The following is a 17,596-nucleotide window of genomic DNA, read 5'->3' as shown; positions in this document are numbered from 1 at the left end:
TTATTTCTCCTGAACGATTTCGTTTTTCTCGTTGAGAACGATCGTTTTCGCTTTCACAGGTTTGTCACTGAAGGTGAAAGCCATGATGATCACTCTGTCACCTTCTTCACCGAGTCTTGCGGCCGCACCGTAGAGGTTTATTTCACGGCTTCCCCTCTTTCCCTTTATGACGTATGTTACGAATCTCTCGGCGTTGTTGACGTTCACCACCAGTACAAGTTCTCCCTCGCTAATACCCGCTTTTTCCATCAGCTCTTCGTCTATCTCTATGCTTCCTTCGTAGTAAACTTCTTTTCTCGTGATCTTAGCCATGTGAATTTTGGACTTCAGATATATATTCAGCATCGTTTCACCCTCCCGAAAGATTTTATCATGCGAAGATATGTTATGATTTTACAGAAACACGGGAGGTGGGAAATATTTACAAGCGATTCGCACGAGTTTTTCACGAGGGGCCGTATACATCGTTCTCGAGAAGAATAGCAAAAAATTTCACCAAATTTCTGGAAAACTTTCACATTCGAGGAAAAAAAGTACTGGATGTAGCCTGTGGCGAAGGAACGTTCGCTGTGGAAATCGCCAAGCAGGGCTTCAAAGTGGTGGGAGTTGATCTTTCATCCGAGATGCTGAAGTTTGCCAGAGAAAGGGCAAAGGAAGAAAGCGTACCTGTAATTTTTTTGAAAAGAGACATGAGAGAACTCGATTTTCACGAAGAATTCGATATCGTCACCTGTTGGTTTGACAGCCTCAACTATCTGCTGGATTACAAAGATTTGAAGAAAACTTTTGAGAGAGTTCATGAAGCTTTGAAAACAGGTGGAACGTTTCTTTTCGATATGAACACCGTTTACGGGCTTTTGATGGCCAATCACCAAGGGCCTGTGTACATTCAGCAGGATGGAAAGGATATTTTCGAAGTTCAAACTATAGAGTTCGATCTGGAGGAATCCATTGCCACCTTCTATGTGACTGTTTTCGAAAGAAAAGAAGAGGGGCTGTGGGAAAGATTCGATGAGATACACAGAGAAAGAGGCTACAGAGTGAAAGAAATCGCGTCTGCACTGAGTGAAACGGGCTTTGTGTTTTCTTTTTATGAAGATCTCCTCAGCAAGTCACCTCTGACCAGCTACAGTAGAAGACTGTGGTGCGCTGCGAGGAAGGTGAGCGCAGGATGAGACACAGAGGCGGGAGAGGATTCCGAGGTTGGTGGCTTGCCAGTACCATCCTTTTACTCGTAGCGGAGAAACCTTCTCATGGATACGAGCTCGCAGAGAGGCTCGCAGAGTTTGGTATTGAGATACCTGGAATCGGTCACATGGGCAACATTTACCGTGTACTCGCCGATCTCGAAGAGAGCGGGTTTCTCAGCACCGAATGGGATACAACGGTCAGCCCCCCAAGAAAGATTTACAGGATCACCCCACAGGGAAAACTCTATCTCAGAGAGATATTGAGGTCTCTGGAGGACATGAAGAGAAGAATAGAGACACTCGAAGAAAGAATAAAGAGAGTGCTTCAGGAAGAGTAGAGTTCTTTTTCTATACGGGCCAGCTCTCTTTTCACTTCTTCTGAATCTATGGTCGGGTACTCTCCATCGAAGTAGATCCACTTTCCAGCAACCATCGTGGCGAAAACTTCACCGCTGAAAGCGTGAACGAGGTGGTTCTTTATGTTCTGGACTGGAAACATTTCAGGGAGATCGAGGTCTATTACCACAAGATCGGCGTTCCAGCCTTCTTCAATCTTTCCGCTTTTGAACCCCATCGCTTGGGCTCCATCGTACGTCACCATTTTCAAGCATGTGTTCACATCCAGATTGCGCGGATTCTGTGCTTTCTGAAGAAGACTCGCGAGCCTCATTTCGAAGAACAGATTCAGAGAGTTGTTGCTCGCCGCTCCATCCGTGCCGAGGGTGACCTTCATCCCATGCTCTATCATTCTCTGAACAGGTGCTATTCCGTTTCCGAGTTTCAAATTGCTCGCAGGATTGTGAGAAACGAAAAACGGAATATCTTTCAGGACATCGAAATATCTCTCGGGAAGATGAACACAATGGGCCGCAATGGTCTTCACTTCTTTCAACCCGATGTTCAAAATGTCCTCCAGATCATACTCTTCTTTGGAGGTTTCATAGAGATGAATCGTCACTGGAGCGTTCAGAGACTTCGCAGTGTCGAAGACTCTCTTCAGGTATTCTTCAGAACAAAGGTAAGGTGAGTGAGGACCGAATCCAACGAAAATCCTCCCCTCAAAACCGTTCCACTCGTTGTAGAGTTTCAAATTCTCCTCGAGTCGTCCTCCATCGTCCCCATTACTGTCCACAAGTCCCCGTGTCAAGAGGGCTCTCATTCCAAAATCTCTGACTGCCTTTGCAATCCACTCCTCATGAAAGTACATATCGACAAAGCCGGCGATACCATGTCTTGCCATTTCCATCTGGGCAAGGATCGTACCGTAGTAGGCCATCTTCTCTGTCAATCTGTCTTCTATGGGAAGCACCTTAGAGAAGAGCCACTCTTCGAAACTGAGATCTTCTGCAACTCCTCTCAGAAGAGTCATCGGAGCGTGAGTGTGCGTGTTGAAAAGAGCCGGCATGACAAGTTTGCCGGAGAGATCCAGATCGACCTTCAGTTCTCCCTGGACCACTCGTTTTATCGTGCCGTTTTCGATCTCCACAGCTCCCCAGAAAGGTTCAGAAGAAAAATCCTTCAGTATCAGACAATTTCCTATGATCATTTTTCCCACCCTTTTCATAAAGCAAGGAGAATTTCGAGAGAGTTGAGATCTCCAGCTATCCCCCTTTTCATCAAAAACCGGCATCTCCTGTATGTTGTTGATCATCAACTTCAGAGCTTTTTCCAACGGTGTATCCACGTAAGTGTACACAGGATCCAATTACAGACGTCTTTCACCTTCACGATCCCATCTCAATATCTGATCAGCAGGTAGATTCCTGACACAAGAAGACTGAGTATGAGCACAGGAAAACCTATCTTGAAATACTCCCAAAAAGTTATATGCTTTCTGTCTGCTATGAGAGAAGTTCCTACCACGTTCGCGGACGCACCGATCAGGGTTCCGTTTCCTCCGAAACATGCTCCCAGAGAGAGAGCCCACCAAAGGGGTCTTAGATCAGAAAACGTCTCCGGAGCCAAAACTGCGAGTTTCCTTATCACTGGAATCATGGTGGCAGTGAACGGTATGTTGTCAACGAAAGCGGAGCTCAACCCGGATATTCCCAGGACAGATATCAAGGTACTTTCCATCTTTCCTTTTGAAAGCCTGATAACGAATTCTGATATTCTTTCGAGAACACCGGCATCTTCAAGGGCACCAACAACGAGGAAAAGACCTATGAAGAAAAAGATAACACCCCATTCGATCTCTTTGAACACATCCTCTATATCTTTTTTCTTTAAGAAGGCAAGCGAGAGGAAACCAGCGAGCAAAGCAACCTCGAAACTCTCAAGTCCAAGCGGTTTCTGAAAAGAGAAGAGAACAAGAACGATCAGAGTCAGTATTATGGAGAGATAAAACAGCTTTTTGTCAACGATGGCCCTACGGGGATCGAAGCCTTTGACCACTTCTACCGGTATTTTTCTGAATATAACTCTTCTGTAAACAGCGGAAAGAAAGATCAGGGTAACGATGAGAGTCAGAACAGCAGCGGGCGCCACGTTGATCACAAAATCGAGGAAATGAAGTTTTGCCGCGGAAGCGATCATGATGTTTGGAGGGTCTCCTATCATCGTAGCGGTACCACCTATGTTCGAAGATATGATCTCCGATATCACAAAGGGAACGGGATCCAAATCCACCGTATCGCAAACTACCAGAGTTACAGGGACGAACACCAGAATCGTTGTTACGTTGTCCAAAAAAGAGGAGAGAAGAGCCACAAGGAAATTTATTGAAACAAAGAAGAAAAACACGCTTCCTCTGGAAAGTTTTATAGAGTACAGTCCCAAAAAATGAAACAGGCCACTTCTTTTTGTAACGGACACGAAGATCATCATTCCAATCAAGAGAAATATCGTGTTGAAATCCACATACCTTACCAGCGCTTCTATGGGATCTTTGAACACAAGAAAGAGGGCAGCACTTCCTCCGAGCATGGTGATGACCGCTCTGTGGTGTTTTTCCAGAATGATGAAGAGGTATACTATTATAAAGATCAGAAGTGAAACAACGGCATCTTCGAACAAAATATCTCCTCCGGAGGTAAGAGATCAATGAAAAAGATGTTTTTGTTTATCTTTGCTATTATACCCCTGTTTTCTTTCTCTGTTGTAACCCTCAATTTAAGTATGTTCAGCACCGAAGAGGCTTCTTCCGTTCTCGCAGATGTTCAGAAGAAGATTCTGGAGCTTCTGCCGAAAGAGGCAACGATCACAACCTCTTCGACTGCAACGTTTTCGATGACGTTTTTCCTTTCTTACGACGCAACGGGCAACCTCTATGTGGGAGAGTGGAAACACGGGGGTGAAGTTGCAAGGTACGAGTACAATCCCAGAGGCTACAAATACTACAGGGATTTCTTGATGGAATGTGCTTCCTTTCCTCTGGAGAAAGTCTCTTTCTACCTCTTTTCCAAAAACGAATTTCCAGACGTATTCAGGCTCACCTATCATCCCGCACTCGATGAGTACTGCGATTTTTCAAGCAGATACTTGGTTTTCTCTTCTGAAAGACTCTCCGGCAACAGGAATTTGTTCTTGATCGACAGGCAAAACGGAGAACTCATTCCGATGCCCATTTACGACAGCAGTGAGTACTTTCCGAGAATATCACCGGGCGAAAGATACCTGCTTTTTCAGGGCTCACTCCATGGAAACTGGAACATTTACCACATGCCGCTCTCACCTGATTACTCAAAGAAGATACAACTCATCTCACGCGGCAGGTACGCTTCGTACAATCCGAACTGGATCGACAACAGCATGGTGGTTTACGTTCAGGAAGATGCAACTTCGAATCATTTGGTTGTAAAAGACCTGACAGCAATGAAGGAAAAGACGTACTATCTTCCGTTCGACTGGGTTTTCACGCCGGTCAAGGGGAAGCAGGGTATCGTGTTCGTGGGACTCAAAGAGTCAAACTTCGGAATATACGAATTGCTTCCCGATGGAACGGTGACGGTTCTCGAGGACAGTCCTTACAACGAATTCGATCCGGACGTGTTTGAAAACTATCTGATCTTTTCCTCTAACAGAGACGGGGTTTTCAGAATCTATGCGAAGGATCTGGTTTCTGGAAAGGTGTGGTGCCTCACCGAAAACATCCCTTACGACACATTCTATCCCGCTTTCTCTGAAGATGGAAAACTCGTAGCCTTTTCCGTGTACAGTAAAGGAAGCGAACCGGATATATGGATCGTTCGTTTCAGAACTCCTCAGGATTGATGTTTTTTATAACATGAACCTTCTTTATGAATCCGCCTGATCTTTTCAGTCCATCTAGTTCTTCTTTCAAGCTATTGGAAAGCTCGTTGTTCGTGAAGATGCCAACCTCTGTGGCACCGTAGATATAGGCCGCTGCTACGAGTTCCTTCACGACCTCCTTCTCCACGGTGGAATTTCTCTTTTTCACCTGGAAAATCACCGTGCTTCCTTTCCTTTTCGCAACGATATCCGCTCCGAAATCCTTGCTCTTTCGCGTCGTTCTCACCGATCTGAAACCGTGCTCTTTCAGATATTCCTTAGCGAATTCTTCAAACTGATACGGATTCTTAAGACCCACCTCAAGAAGGTCTCTGAGGTCTTTTTTTCTCCTCCTTCTCCATAGCACGAGGAAAACAAGAAGGCTAAAAGACAACAGACTCAAAATGACGTAAATCATTCACTTTCACCTTCGTTTTGTGTATTTTCGAATTTCTCCTCATTCTTTCGAACGCTTCCAGAGATTCCTTCGTGATGGAAGAATAGACCACTCTGATGTCACGTGCTCTGTTCATGTACGCCATGTAGAGGATTTCTTTTACCACATCGAAGTTCACGCCTCCTACACAGATGATGATCTTTCTGAGGCCTTTTTTGATCAGAAACACTTCACAACCGTTCACCGTTTTATGGAAGATCTGATATCTTCTGCTTTCGTAGTATCTTTTTACAGTTCGGCAAACGGTTTCCACATCGACCTTTTTCCTTTTCTCAACCAGATCCAAGATGAAAACAATAAAAATAACGATCGCCGTAAGTACGATTCCAAGTATCTTCACCTTACCACCCCATCCAGAAATACATGATATCATTTGAAAATGGAGAAAGGAAGGTGAAACGGTGCGTGTAGAAGAGGCAAAGTACCTTGCAAAAAAGATCATGATGGCCGGTGAGATACCGCTTCTGGTAGGGCATTTCGGTGTGGGGAAGACGGATATCGCCAGAGACATAGCCAAGGAGACCGGAAGAGAATTGATCATCCTGGTTCTTTCTCAGATGGAACCAGGTGATTTGATAGGGCTTCCTGCTCGCTCGGAAGAGAAAACCGTTTTTTTAAAACCAGACTGGTGGCCAGAGGGCGGTGATACGATTCTTTTCCTTGATGAGATAAACAGGGCCCATCGTTCTGTCAGAAATGCTATCATGCAGCTTCTCGTGGATAGAAGAATTCACAACCATATATTGCCTGAAGGAACGTGGGTCATGGCGGCTATGAATCCCCCAGAGGAAGAGTACGACCAGGCCGATCTCATCACAGATCCCGCGTTCATATCTCGCTTCTTCATTCTGGAAGTGAACCCGGACGTTTCCGAGTGGTTGGAATGGGCTGAGAAGAACAGCTTATCGAAAGAAGTGAGAGACTTCATAAGGAACTACCCTGAGTTTCTCTTCTCCGAAAGAAGTCTCTCTCTGAAAACCTCTCTGAAACCTTCTCCAAGAAGCTGGCATAAACTCTCAAATGTGTTGAAAACCTTGACAGATGAGGAAAAGGAGAGGTACGGCTACATTGTTGCGGCGGGAATCGTGGGTCCAGAGGCTGCAAAGGCCTTTTATGATTCGTTCTTTCAAAGAGCGAAAGTTCCTTCTGTGGAAAGTGTTCTCTTTGATGGAAGGATGGAAAATCTGGAAGATATACACGCTTCGAACACCCTTGTTCTCAGGATAGTCGATTTCTTCAGCAAAGCGGACGTGAGAACTCTTGAAAGACACCTGGACGACGTATCGAAGAATCTGGTCAGACTTTCTGAAACCATGCCCAGGGAATCCTTTTACGGTGTTTTAAGGTTTCTGGTCGATGAAGCCCAGAAAGAAGGAGAAAGGTCCTGGATTTTCGATAAAATACTTGAAAAGATGCTGGAAAGAGAAGACATGAGAAAAATGGTGAACGAACTATGAAGGGTGAAGATATCCTCAAAAAGGCTTTGCTGAACATAGGAAAAGAGTCACCGTTCTATTATTACGTTCTTCTCGGTGTCAGGCTGGCGCCATCGAAGAACATAAGAAATCTGAAGCTCTCTTTCTCTACAACCGGAGACGTGATGTTGCTTTACAATCCGGAGGCAATAGAAAAAAAGCCTCTGAGAATGGTTCAAGCCCTTCTGATACACGAGGTCATGCACATCGTTCTCCAGCACTTTCGAATAAAGCCTAAGGACGAAAGAGACAGAAAGATATGGGATCTTTCCATGGATGCCGCTATAAACCAATACATCCCGGAGCTTGCAGCCTTTGGGATACCGCTCGACGTACTCGTGAAAGAGGGTCACGCAACGGACAACGATACTCTCTTCGTAATACCACCGGAGTGGATGATGTTTGAAAACACTGAAGCTTATCACAAATGGATCCTGGAGGAGATGGAAAGACTCGGAAGGTACGATGTGGAAGTGGTGGCAGAGTTTCGGGATAACGTCGACGACCACTCGGGACTGTTCGAGGAAGACGTTCCAGTTGAGATGATCCTCGATCTCACAAAAGACAGAACCAAAAAAGCTTTCAACCTCTTTGGAGATACTCTTCCCTCCGGAGTAAAAAGAGAAGTTTCGCTCTCTCTTGAAAATCCAGAACTGGACTGGAAGACGCTCCTCAGGAGGTTCTTTGGTGTTTCGATAAAAGCGGATCGCTACACAACTCCGTTGAAGCCAAACAGAAGGTACGATCACCTTCCCGGCTGGAGAAGCGAGTACCTTCCAAGAATAGCTGCTGTGGTGGACACCAGCGGAAGTATTGTGGAGAATGAGTTAAACCAGTTCATTTCCGAGCTCGAGAAGATCTCGAATATAGCAGGAGAAGAACTCTGGCTCGTTCAGGTTGACAGAAGCGTCACATCGGCTATGAAGTACAGATCCGGAAAGTGGAAGGATCTGGAGATCGTGGGAGGAGGAAGCACCGATCTTCAACCAGCGATCGATTACTCAGAAAGGGTCCTCAGGTCGGAAGGAACAGTTGTCTTCACGGATGGTCACACCGACGTTCCGATCGCAAGGAGAAGAATCCTTTTCGTGCTTTCAAGGTATCACAACGAAGAATTTCTCAAGGAAGCGAGAAAGATGTACGGAAAAGATGCGGTGGTGGTCCTCTCATGAAAAAAGAACTGGAACTTCTTCTTAAGGAAACATCGGTACACAACCCTCTTAAAGACTACGAGAGTAAGCTTGACAACGTGCATCTCCATGCTTTTGTGCTCAGAATAAAGAGACATCGGTTTCCATCGCTGTTTCTCATGGTTGATTCGTCCGACAGAAGACTGCTGAATCTCTCCGTTGAAGATCCCTTCGATAGAGAACCGTGCATATACAGGGTGGAGACAAATGTACCAGAATCCATGGTCACTTTCTACACAAAGCTGTTCGAAAAGGTGGATTCGATTTCCGCGGGAATATTCAGGATGCCACTGAAGGTGAAGGTTTTGAGATCTACCGGAAATGAAAGCTGGCTTCAGAAGATATTCCTTCAGGAAAAAGTGAAGAACATGGAGTTCTTTCTCTTTCAAAACAGGGTATCTGACGAAAATCTGGAAAAGATGATGAAACTTTTAAAATCGCGGCTGAAGATCATCCTGAGAAACGAGGGAATTGATGTGTTTCTTGAAGATCCAGAGTGGGTAGATAAAGAACACATCTCGCTGCTCCATGAAATGGGAGTGGTTTTGAGGAAGAAAAAGGGAATTCAACCTGCGCAGAATCCTATGGAACAGGCCTTTCTCACATTGAGAATAGGATACGATCAGTTCTTCGGAGAAGACTTTGACATGGAATCTTTTGTGAAAGACTTTATGGAAAAATTGAAAAGGATGTATGAGGTACTCGTTTCGATGTTATAATAAATATCGTGCAAAAACCTTTTAAGGAGGGACGAAACATGAAGGTAAGAGTTGACGCAGATGCCTGCATTGGATGTGGAGTTTGTGAGAACCTCTGTCCTGACGTTTTCCAGCTCAGTGACGATGGAAAGGCAAAGGTCCTTCAGCCTGAAACAGATCTTCCCTGCGCAAAGGACGCCGCTGACAGCTGTCCAACCGGAGCTATCAGCGTGGAAGAGTGAAGTAAGGGGTGGGGTTCCACCCCTTTAGAAATTTTTCAGATCTGTTTCTTTTTCTCCGTTGATTTTTCGAGTGTATCTGTTGGATAATTAATCCAGTCACTCCTCGTTTGGGGGTCCTCCATTATGAAAGAGAGAATACTCCAGGAAATAAAGACCAGGGTAAACAGAAAAAGCTGGGAACTCTGGTTCAGTTCTTTTGATGTGAGATCGATAGAGGGTAACAAGGTTGTCTTCTCGGTCGGTAATCTTTTCATAAAAGAATGGCTGGAGAAGAAGTATCATTCTGTTCTCTCAAAAGCCGTGAAAGTTGTGCTCGGAAACGACGCCACTTTTGAAATCACTTACGAAGCCTTTGAACCTCACTCCTCTTACAGCGAACCTCTTGTGAAGAAAAGAGCGGTGCTTCTCACACCACTGAATCCTGATTACACCTTCGAAAATTTCGTCGTTGGTCCGGGAAATTCGTTTGCTTATCACGCCGCTCTCGAAGTGGCAAAACATCCAGGAAGATACAATCCACTCTTCATATACGGTGGTGTCGGACTTGGGAAGACGCACCTTCTTCAGTCGATAGGGAACTACGTTGTCCAGAACGAACCAGATCTGAGGGTGATGTACATCACCAGTGAGAAATTCTTGAACGACCTTGTTGACAGTATGAAGGAAGGAAAGCTGAATGAATTCAGGGAGAAATACAGAAAAAAGGTTGATATTCTTCTCATAGACGATGTCCAGTTTCTCATAGGAAAGACAGGGGTTCAGACGGAACTGTTCCACACCTTCAACGAACTGCACGATTCCGGAAAACAAATCGTCATTTGTTCAGACAGAGAACCTCAAAAATTGAGTGAGTTTCAGGATAGGCTGGTTTCCAGATTTCAAATGGGGCTCGTGGCGAAGTTAGAGCCCCCCGACGAGGAAACGAGGAAGAGCATTGCGAAAAAGATGCTTGAAATCGAGCATGGTGAACTTCCTGAAGAAGTTCTGAATTTTGTCGCAGAGAACGTGGACGATAACCTGCGAAGACTCAGAGGAGCCATTATAAAGCTTCTGGTTTACAAGGAAACGACGGGAAAAGAGGTCGATCTGAGAGAAGCCATCTTGCTCCTGAAAGACTTCATAAAGCCAAACAGAGTAAAAGCCATGGATCCAATAGATGAACTCATAGAGATCGTTGCAAAAGTAACTGGTGTTTCACGTGAAGAGATCCTTTCCAACAACAGAAACGTTAAGGCTCTCACAGCCAGACGAATTGGTATGTACGTGGCCAAGAACCATCTGAATAGTTCTCTGAGAACGATAGCGGAGAAATTCAACAGGTCACACCCTGTTGTTTTAGACAGTGTCAAAAGAGTCAAAGATTCCCTCCTCAAAGGGAACAAACAACTGAAGAGCCTGATCGATGAAGTGATAGGAGAGATTTCAAAAAGAGCCCTGAGCGGTTAACTCCTCGATGATTCTCCTGAGGGACCATTTCAGGGCAGGTGTTCTGTAGGGATCAGAACCTTCGTCCAACTTCAAAACCCATTTGCCGTCTCTTCCGGAAAGATTGAGATAGTACATTTGCTGGAAACCTCCTTCGTCAGTGGAGATCACCTTCAGAAGATAATCGTTGTCTCTGTACACCTTTTTCACGACGAAGATCTTGTTTTCATCTTTGAACACCTTTCCTTCCAGTTCTTTCAGCTTTTCCCAGGTGACATTGCCTTCGAACACACTGTGAGCCATGTTGTTTTCACCCTCCATCAGTCTTTTTACAATTCCACTCTTCACTTTTCTTGCGACGATCAGATAGGTCTTCTTCCCTTGAGACTTCCACTTTCTTTCGTAGCGGGTTTCTACATCTCTTCTGAAGTTCTCTTCGAACACATCTACGACAAAATACTCTGAACTCTCGAAAGTGTCTAAAACTTCCCGTGCGTACCATTCTTCATCGGTTGCAAACTCCACCGTGCCATCCATCTCCAGGACAGCAGAGAGCGTTTGGAGAAAGTCATAGCTGGTGATTCTTCGATCTTCGTGTCTTTTCTTTGGCCATGGACATGGAAAGTTGATGTAGACCTTTTCCACACTGCTGTCGGGAAACAGTTCTCTCAGACCAAACCTGGCATCTACCTTCACAAGTCGAACATTTTTCAGATTGTACCTTTTGAACTTTTTCTGTGCTTTTACGAAGGAAGTGATGGATAGCTCAAAACCAACGAAGTCTTTTTCCGGATGCCTTCTTGCAAGTTCTGTCAGGAATTCCCCGTTTCCAAAACCAACCTCAACCACTATCTTCGCTTTCCTGCCGAATATTTCAGACCAGTCGAGAGGGAATCTGGGAAAGTTTTGAGGTTTCAGTTCGTATTCTGTTACAACCACATCAGCCACCTCTCTACTTCTATGAGATTGAGCTTTTTCTTTTTCGCATATTCCACGACTTTCAGATATTCGCTTCTGGTGATGAATCTATTGAGTCCATATTCTTTCGCTCTGTACGACGGGTGAAACTGCGCCATGATGTTCACAAGTGGTTTTGGCTCCAGTGTTGAAAGCAGGTCGATCACACCAAAGCTGTTTTCAAGGAAACCGGGAAGAACAAGGTGTCTCACAAGAACTCCCTTTTTCATAACACCGTTTCTCATCACGTGTTCTCCCACCTGATCGATCATAACCTTCAGGGCTTCCAGAGCGAATCTTGGATAGTCTTTCACACCAGAGAGTTTTTCTCCAAGTTCAGGATCACTGTACTTGAAATCCGGCATGTAGATATCGACGAACCCTTCAAGAGAAGCTATGGTATCGACGGATTCGTACCCCCCGCAGTTGTAAACAACGGGAATTTTTCTGTCCATTCTCTCGAGGGCATCGATTATGAAAGGTACCTGGTGAGTGGGAGTCACCAGGTTGAGATTTTCCACACCCATATCCTGAAGTTTCATGAATATCTTCAAAAGATCTTCAACTGTTATTTCTTCTCCTATACCCAGCTGACTGATTTCATAGTTCTGACAGTAGACACATTTGAGATTGCAGTAGGTGAAAAAGACGGTTCCACTTCCATTACGGCCAACGAGTATTCTTTCCTCTCCAAAATGAGGCCCCCAGGAAGAAACAACGGGAGAGCTTGTTACTCCACAGGCTCCTTTTTCTCCCTTGAGTCTGTTCACTCCACAATTTCTGGGACAGAGATCACACTTTTCAAGTTTCCTGTAGAAAAGTTCACTCTTCACAGCCTCTTCAAAAAGTACTCCGCGTCGTCCGCGTACTCGCTATCTGGGAAAAGCTTTATGAATTCCTCAAAGAGCGAACGAGCGGTCGATGTATCGCCTTTGTAGTAGTAACTCAAAGCCCTGTAATAGTAAACATCATCTTTGAAATAGACGTCGTCTTCCCCAACTTCCTTTATGGCAACTTCAAACCTGTTAATGGCTTCATCGTAGTCTCTTCTCAGATAGAACATGTAACCCAGAAACCACAGACCCTTCGCTCTTTCTATTCGATCTTCCCGTGCGGTAACGTAAACAACAGATACTGAAGGTTCTTCGCTCGAAGTTTTTGCTACAGCGGATTCGATCCTGGAGAGTCTGGATTCCAGATTCGTCAGAGCCTCTCTAAGAGATTCTATGTTCTCAGAGATGGAGCTCATGTTTTCTTGCAAGACGCTGAAATTCTCTTCAAGGGAATCGTTTATCTTTCCCAGATTTTCTGTGAGAACAACGATGTTCGCTAAGATATCTTCGATACGCTGTTCGACAGGTTTAATATTTACCTCACTCTCAGAGGATGGCACATTCACTTCTATGCGTGAGGGAAGGATGTAAAAAGCGAGTATCGTTGTGACAAGTAGTGCAACCAAAAGAGAAAGTGTGAACACTTCGAAAACACCTATCCTCCGAGAGGAAACTTTGGTTTCGATCAGAGCGGGGTGCGTTCTGTCAAGGCTCAAAAGAAGCTTTCGATACTTTTCAATCGCCCTCTTTTCGTTTCTCTGAAGAGCAAGCTTGTATCTCAGAGCTATTACTTCCACGAGTTCAGGATAGTCTTTGACGATCGATTCGAGTATGGAGGCAGCTCCCTGAAAATTCTTTCGCTCCATCTCCTTGAGGGCTTCTTCTGTTTCTTTCGAATAGTCTATATTCAGTTGGTTCATTGCGTACTCGTAGTACTCTTTGTATTTCTCTCTGAATTCATCCGGCAAGTTTTCATAGAGCCTTTTCACAGCCTTCCAGTTCCTGGCAGCATACTCTACTTCCAGTTCAAGATGGGGAAACTCTTCTGGAAAGAGGGAGAGCAAATTTCTTGCTTCGGTGATTCTTTTCTCACTGATGAGATCCCTCACGATTTTTTCCAGAACATTCATTCTCTCAACCTCCTTATAGCCTCGGGTATGAGGTGTAACAGTTCAGAAGCGGTGAGACCTCTCTCATCCTGCTCAAAAAGCTCTGCGGCAAAACCGTGGAGATACACAGAAACCGCGGAAGCTTCGAGAGGAGAAAGTCCCTGTGCCATAAAGCCGGCTATCATCCCTGTTAGAACGTCTCCACTTCCCCCCTTTGAGAGGCCCGTGTTTCCCGTTATATTGAACAGAGTTCTCACACCGTCCGTTACAATGGTGGTAGCAGATTTCAAAACCAACACGCAACCGTTCTCCTTTGAGAACTCCTCGGCCAGTTCGTAATTGTACTTAACGTCCCCAACAGTTTTTTTCACGAGTCTTGCCATCTCCCCAGGATGTGGGGTTAGTACCGCAGGGGATTTTCTCTCCTTCAGAACTGAGGTATCCAGAACGTTAATGGCATCGGCATCGATGACAACCGGTTTTTCGAGTGTCTTCAGAAACTCGTTGACAAATTCTCTCACGTGCTCGTTGTTTCCAAGACCCGGTCCGATGGCTACCACATCCACATCTTTTGATAGATCCAGACATTCCTGAATATTCCGTGGACCGAAGAAACCTTTTTCTGTATCCACAGGAATGGAAATGAGTTCTGGAAATCTCGAAATAGCGATCAGATTCTGTGGAAAAGGAACTGCGAGTTTCACAAGACCTGTTCCCACTTTCAAGGCCCCCATTCCAGAAAGCACGGGAGCTCCGGAGTACAATCTGGACCCTGCTATTATCAGCACTTTTCCATAGGTTCCCTTGTGGGAATCTCTGGGACGCTCTGGCAGAAGAGAGCGAACCATTTCCCGCGTTATCACATATCGATTGATCGAATCCATCAGGTAAACAGGATGACCTATGTTGGCGACTTTGAGTTTTCCCGTGTGATCTCTTCCCGGAAAGAGAATGTGACCTATCTTTGGAACTCCAAAGGTAACCGTGAGATCCGCTTTCACCGCTACTCCAAGAACCTTACCTGTGTTCGAATCTACTCCCGATGGGATGTCAACAGAAACAACTATTTTTCCCGATTTATTTACGAGATCTATCATCTCAGCGTACTCTCCTGTGATTTCCCCTCTCAGGCCCGTTCCAAAAATGGCGTCAACCACCACATCGAATTCGTTCAGAAGGAAGGGTTCGAATTTATCTACTACTTTTCCTCCGAATTTTTTGTAAAGACCGTAATTGTATTCACAATCGGGAGTTTTTTTCTTTCCAAGAAAGACAACCAAGACATCTTTTACCACACCGAGGAGATTTCTGGCTACGACAAAGCCGTCTCCTCCATTGTTTCCTCCCCCGCAAAGAACCAGGAATCTGTAATCAGAAAGATTCCCAAGTTCTTCTTCCATCGCGAGAACAACAGAAATCCCTGCTCGTTCCATGAGGATTCTCGAATCCACGCCGTATTCTTTTATCGTTAATTCGTCGATCTCTTTCATCTCTTGAGCGGTTGCCACTCTCACTTTCTCACCTCTCATTGTAGAGGAAACGGTATATGAGATAGGTCCTCTTCACTTTTTTCAAGTATCTTCTCGCACTGTCCAGATTTCTTCCTTCGTCCAGAGCAGTTGGCCCTATGTTGTAAGCCATGATAGCTTTGTCGAGATCCCCGTACAGATCTTTCAAAAATCTCAGATAAACGATTCCGTAGATTATGTTTCCCTCTGGATCCTTGAAATCCTCCTCCAGAGAAAATTTCTTTTTCAACCAGACGGCCGTTGAAGGCATGATCTGCATGAGACCAAAGGCCCCAAGCGAAGAAACCGCGTTTTTATCAAAACTACTCTCCACCCATATGATACTTTGAATGAGAAGAGGATCGAGATCGTTGGAATTTTTGGATATGAAATCGTAATAATCATCCGGGAACAATCTGTAGAGATTCGCTATAAACACAAGAACAAACAAAAAACACAGAAAGAAACTCCTCACACCCCGAGGGCCTCCCTGTATATGTTTCTGATCTTCTCGGGAGTGAAAGTACCAGGTGTGTTGGTCAAGTGTTTCGCTTTGGAACCCTTTTCGACCCACTTCTCCAGTTCTTCAGAGGAGACTGTTACTTTTTCATAAAGCCCAAGCTCTTTCAGAAATCTCAAAAGACTGCCACCGAATATGTGGTTCACCGTGGTCACTTTTTCTGGAATTTCTTCTTTCATTACTTCCATGACAAACGGGAGCACCATACCTGTCGCCTTTCCGTGTTTTATTCCCTTCTCCACTGTCAGAGGATAACCCAGAGCGTGCGCCAATGTGGTTCCAGTTTGCGCAATCACCATTCCAGCAAGGCAGGAGGCCACGAACATCTTCTTTCTGGCTTCTCTGTTTCCTTCAATGGCCTTCGGTAAATTCCTGTGTATTATCTTCATGGCTTCGATCGCGAGGGCATCAGAGGGCGGTGTGCTCTTTCTGGAGAGGAATCCCTCGACCGCGTGGGAAAGCGCATCAACTCCAGTTGACAGAGCCAGTTTATCAGACATGAAATAGGTGTATCCGGGATCGAGAAACGCGTACACCGGGAACATGAGTGTACAACCTCTTTTGTTTCCTTCTGGATCGGTGAGAATGGAATACGGCGTGACCTCACTACCCGTTCCGGCGGTGGTCGGTATCTCCACAACTGGAAGCCAGTGCTTCACTTTTTCTCTATCGTACAGATCTTCAACGGAAAGATCTTTTTCTTTCAAAAGCACGGCCACCGCTTTGGCGAAATCCATTGGACTTCCTCCACCGAGTCCCACGACAAAATCGAAAGAATCGTTTCTGTACCTCTCAACAGCTTTCATGACGTTATCGAAAGACGGATTCTCCTCGACTTCATCGAAAATCTCGTAGGATATTCCTGTTTCGTTGAGAAGCTTTCTCAGATCATCAAGGGATCCATTCTTCTTCGAAGAAGATTTACCGGTCACCACCAGGGCCCTTTTTCCAAGAATATCTATTATGCTTCCTTTTTTTTCGAGGATCTTTTCTCCAAAAAAGACATCTGTGGGCATGTAGAATTCCCACATGAATACCACCTCAATTCTCGTAAACGATCTCGTAAGTTACCTTCGAAGAGCACTTCAAAATGGCAGAGACACTGCAATATTTCTCCTGGGAGAGCTGAACGGCTTTCTCAACCTTGTCCTTCGGGGGCTCTCCATCGAACTTGAAGATGTACTTCAGGTGCACTCTGGTGAATATGCGAGGATGTTCTTCCGCGCGTTCGTACTCAATTTCTATCCTGAAATCTTTCATCTGATCAATCACTTTCATTTTTTTCAAAATTGAAACCACGTCCATGCCAGTACATCCCATGAGTCCGGTGAGAACGAGCTCAAGAGGTCGGGGAGCAGCGTCCTTTCCCCCGACCTCTTCTTTTGCATCCATGAGAACATCATGATTCGAGTCCGTTCTTACATGAAACATCATATTCCCTATCCATCGTGCTTGCATTTTTTCACCTCACACCTTGAACTTTTGAACGAGCGTTGAGAGCTGTTCAGAGAGGGAAGAGAGTTTTTCGGCAGCCTCTGAGACTCTGGCAGCAGACTCGGTCTGGTTTTCTATGAGAGACTCCATCCTGTTCAGGCTTTCCACAACCCCTTCAACGATCTTTGTGACGTTGTCCATGGCACTTGCCATCTCTTCTGCAGCTGCCCCCTGCTCCTGCGCAGTGGCAGCTGTGTTCTCTATCATGCTGTTGATCTCTTCTATCCTTCCAAGGATCTCCCTGAATCTCTTTGTGACTTCTTCTCCC

At 45.2% G+C, this 17,596-nt stretch carries 20 protein-coding genes and 1 pseudogene; 8 read left to right on the top strand and 13 right to left on the bottom strand.

Annotation, left to right across the window (positions count from 1 at the left end; all coding sequences use genetic code 11):
• Positions 1-345: an aspartate 1-decarboxylase gene (panD, locus tag AS158_RS08665; RefSeq protein ID WP_165304865.1), complete on the bottom strand. Its 345-nt coding sequence runs from the start codon at positions 343-345 to the stop codon at positions 1-3.
• 65 nt (positions 346-410) lie between these two features.
• Here panD and AS158_RS08660 point away from each other — a divergent pair, with 65 nt between their 5' ends.
• Positions 411-1,175, top strand: coding sequence for a class I SAM-dependent methyltransferase (locus tag AS158_RS08660; protein ID WP_165304864.1), 765 nt, complete (start codon positions 411-413; stop codon positions 1,173-1,175).
• Positions 1,172-1,528 (top strand): PadR family transcriptional regulator, encoded by a 357-nt coding sequence (locus AS158_RS08655; RefSeq protein ID WP_004080625.1) that lies wholly within the window; start codon positions 1,172-1,174, stop codon positions 1,526-1,528. The genes AS158_RS08660 and AS158_RS08655 overlap by 4 nt, the downstream gene beginning before the upstream one ends.
• Here AS158_RS08655 and mtaD read toward each other — a convergent pair.
• Together mtaD and AS158_RS08645 are read right to left on the bottom strand one after the other, a co-directional pair.
• Complete coding sequence (gene mtaD, locus AS158_RS08650; RefSeq protein WP_165304907.1) at positions 1,516-2,736, bottom strand: 5-methylthioadenosine/S-adenosylhomocysteine deaminase; 1,221 nt, start codon at positions 2,734-2,736, stop codon at positions 1,516-1,518. The two genes, AS158_RS08655 and mtaD, sit on opposite strands and share 13 nt — an antisense overlap.
• A 191-nt stretch (positions 2,737-2,927) precedes the next feature.
• The gene (locus AS158_RS08645; RefSeq protein WP_038053740.1) at positions 2,928-4,205 is read right to left on the bottom strand and encodes an ArsB/NhaD family transporter; all 1,278 of its coding nucleotides are present in this window, start codon (positions 4,203-4,205) and stop codon (positions 2,928-2,930) included.
• A gap of 27 nt (positions 4,206-4,232) precedes the next feature.
• On the opposite strand from AS158_RS08645, the gene AS158_RS08640 reads away from it, so the two are divergent.
• On the top strand, positions 4,233-5,402 hold the full coding sequence (locus AS158_RS08640) for a PD40 domain-containing protein (protein ID WP_038053743.1): 1,170 nt from the start codon (positions 4,233-4,235) through the stop codon (positions 5,400-5,402).
• Here AS158_RS08640 and AS158_RS08635 read toward each other — a convergent pair.
• Together AS158_RS08635 and AS158_RS08630 are read right to left on the bottom strand one after the other, a co-directional pair.
• The gene (locus AS158_RS08635; protein ID WP_038053745.1) at positions 5,383-5,838 is read right to left on the bottom strand and encodes a restriction endonuclease; all 456 of its coding nucleotides are present in this window, start codon (positions 5,836-5,838) and stop codon (positions 5,383-5,385) included. The two genes, AS158_RS08640 and AS158_RS08635, sit on opposite strands and share 20 nt — an antisense overlap.
• Positions 5,804-6,211, bottom strand: a complete 408-nt coding sequence (locus AS158_RS08630) for a hypothetical protein (protein ID WP_038053789.1) — start codon at positions 6,209-6,211, stop codon at positions 5,804-5,806. Before AS158_RS08630 ends, AS158_RS08635 begins: the two co-directional genes overlap by 35 nt.
• Before the next feature lie 67 nt (positions 6,212-6,278).
• Here AS158_RS08630 and AS158_RS08625 point away from each other — a divergent pair, with 67 nt between their 5' ends.
• The 5 genes from AS158_RS08625 to dnaA all read left to right on the top strand — a co-directional run bounded on the left by AS158_RS08625 (position 6,279) and on the right by dnaA (position 10,928).
• Positions 6,279-7,334: a MoxR family ATPase gene (locus tag AS158_RS08625; protein WP_038053747.1), complete on the top strand. Its 1,056-nt coding sequence runs from the start codon at positions 6,279-6,281 to the stop codon at positions 7,332-7,334.
• The gene (locus AS158_RS08620) at positions 7,331-8,524 is read left to right on the top strand and encodes a VWA-like domain-containing protein (protein ID WP_038053750.1); all 1,194 of its coding nucleotides are present in this window, start codon (positions 7,331-7,333) and stop codon (positions 8,522-8,524) included. Before AS158_RS08625 ends, AS158_RS08620 begins: the two co-directional genes overlap by 4 nt.
• Entirely contained in the window at positions 8,521-9,261 is a 741-nt protein-coding gene (locus tag AS158_RS08615; protein WP_038053751.1) for a DUF4895 domain-containing protein, read from the top strand. The genes AS158_RS08620 and AS158_RS08615 overlap by 4 nt, the downstream gene beginning before the upstream one ends.
• 38 nt (positions 9,262-9,299) lie before the next feature.
• Positions 9,300-9,482, top strand: coding sequence for a ferredoxin (locus AS158_RS08610; RefSeq protein ID WP_038053753.1), 183 nt, complete (start codon positions 9,300-9,302; stop codon positions 9,480-9,482).
• 123 nt (positions 9,483-9,605) lie between these two features.
• Positions 9,606-10,928, top strand: coding sequence for a chromosomal replication initiator protein DnaA (dnaA, locus tag AS158_RS08605; protein ID WP_011942708.1), 1,323 nt, complete (start codon positions 9,606-9,608; stop codon positions 10,926-10,928).
• On the opposite strand, the gene trmB is transcribed toward dnaA, so the two are convergent.
• The 8 genes and pseudogenes from trmB to AS158_RS08565 all read right to left on the bottom strand — a co-directional run.
• Positions 10,905-11,846 (bottom strand): tRNA (guanosine(46)-N7)-methyltransferase TrmB, encoded by a 942-nt coding sequence (gene trmB, locus AS158_RS08600; protein WP_038053757.1) that lies wholly within the window; start codon positions 11,844-11,846, stop codon positions 10,905-10,907. The two genes, dnaA and trmB, sit on opposite strands and share 24 nt — an antisense overlap.
• Positions 11,837-12,697: a radical SAM protein gene (locus tag AS158_RS08595; protein WP_038053760.1), complete on the bottom strand. Its 861-nt coding sequence runs from the start codon at positions 12,695-12,697 to the stop codon at positions 11,837-11,839. The genes trmB and AS158_RS08595 overlap by 10 nt, the downstream gene beginning before the upstream one ends.
• On the bottom strand, positions 12,694-13,827 hold the full coding sequence (locus AS158_RS08590) for a tetratricopeptide repeat protein (RefSeq protein WP_038053762.1): 1,134 nt from the start codon (positions 13,825-13,827) through the stop codon (positions 12,694-12,696). The genes AS158_RS08595 and AS158_RS08590 overlap by 4 nt, the downstream gene beginning before the upstream one ends.
• Positions 13,824-15,320, bottom strand: coding sequence for an NAD(P)H-hydrate dehydratase (locus AS158_RS08585; RefSeq protein ID WP_165304863.1), 1,497 nt, complete (start codon positions 15,318-15,320; stop codon positions 13,824-13,826). Before AS158_RS08585 ends, AS158_RS08590 begins: the two co-directional genes overlap by 4 nt.
• Positions 15,321-15,324: 4 nt before the next feature.
• On the bottom strand, positions 15,325-15,789 hold the full coding sequence (locus AS158_RS08580; RefSeq protein ID WP_038053768.1) for a lytic transglycosylase domain-containing protein: 465 nt from the start codon (positions 15,787-15,789) through the stop codon (positions 15,325-15,327).
• Positions 15,786-16,865 carry an iron-containing alcohol dehydrogenase family protein gene (locus AS158_RS08575; protein ID WP_011942714.1) on the bottom strand — a complete coding sequence of 360 codons (1,080 nt, stop codon included), beginning with the start codon at positions 16,863-16,865 and terminating at the stop codon, positions 15,786-15,788. Before AS158_RS08575 ends, AS158_RS08580 begins: the two co-directional genes overlap by 4 nt.
• A 10-nt stretch (positions 16,866-16,875) precedes the next feature.
• Positions 16,876-17,292 carry an OsmC family protein gene (locus AS158_RS08570; RefSeq protein WP_011942715.1) on the bottom strand — a complete coding sequence of 139 codons (417 nt, stop codon included), beginning with the start codon at positions 17,290-17,292 and terminating at the stop codon, positions 16,876-16,878.
• Positions 17,293-17,301: 9 nt separating this feature from the next.
• A pseudogene (locus AS158_RS08565) lies at positions 17,302-17,596 on the bottom strand (methyl-accepting chemotaxis protein); the annotation flags it as partial.

This window comes from Thermotoga sp. 38H-to, from assembly GCF_011057665.1.
Taxonomy (GTDB): Bacteria; Thermotogota; Thermotogae; order Thermotogales; family Thermotogaceae; genus Thermotoga.
The sequence above is the reverse complement of the archived record's forward strand: the minus strand, read 5'-3'. Positions and strand labels throughout refer to the sequence as shown.

Coding starts and splice junctions, on each gene's coding strand:
- panD (WP_165304865.1), bottom strand. CDS start 345: ATGCTGAATATATATCTGAAGTCCAAAATTCACATGGCTAAGATCACG.
- dnaA (WP_011942708.1), top strand. CDS start 9,606: ATGAAAGAGAGAATACTCCAGGAAATAAAGACCAGGGTAAACAGAAAA.
- AS158_RS08635 (WP_038053745.1), bottom strand. CDS start 5,838: ATGATTTACGTCATTTTGAGTCTGTTGTCTTTTAGCCTTCTTGTTTTC.
- AS158_RS08655 (WP_004080625.1), top strand. CDS start 1,172: ATGAGACACAGAGGCGGGAGAGGATTCCGAGGTTGGTGGCTTGCCAGT.
- AS158_RS08590 (WP_038053762.1), bottom strand. CDS start 13,827: ATGAATGTTCTGGAAAAAATCGTGAGGGATCTCATCAGTGAGAAAAGA.
- AS158_RS08620 (WP_038053750.1), top strand. CDS start 7,331: ATGAAGGGTGAAGATATCCTCAAAAAGGCTTTGCTGAACATAGGAAAA.
- AS158_RS08570 (WP_011942715.1), bottom strand. CDS start 17,292: ATGCAAGCACGATGGATAGGGAATATGATGTTTCATGTAAGAACGGAC.
- AS158_RS08575 (WP_011942714.1), bottom strand. CDS start 16,865: ATGTGGGAATTCTACATGCCCACAGATGTCTTTTTTGGAGAAAAGATC.
- AS158_RS08640 (WP_038053743.1), top strand. CDS start 4,233: ATGAAAAAGATGTTTTTGTTTATCTTTGCTATTATACCCCTGTTTTCT.
- mtaD (WP_165304907.1), bottom strand. CDS start 2,736: ATGATCATAGGAAATTGTCTGATACTGAAGGATTTTTCTTCTGAACCT.
- AS158_RS08610 (WP_038053753.1), top strand. CDS start 9,300: ATGAAGGTAAGAGTTGACGCAGATGCCTGCATTGGATGTGGAGTTTGT.
- AS158_RS08615 (WP_038053751.1), top strand. CDS start 8,521: ATGAAAAAAGAACTGGAACTTCTTCTTAAGGAAACATCGGTACACAAC.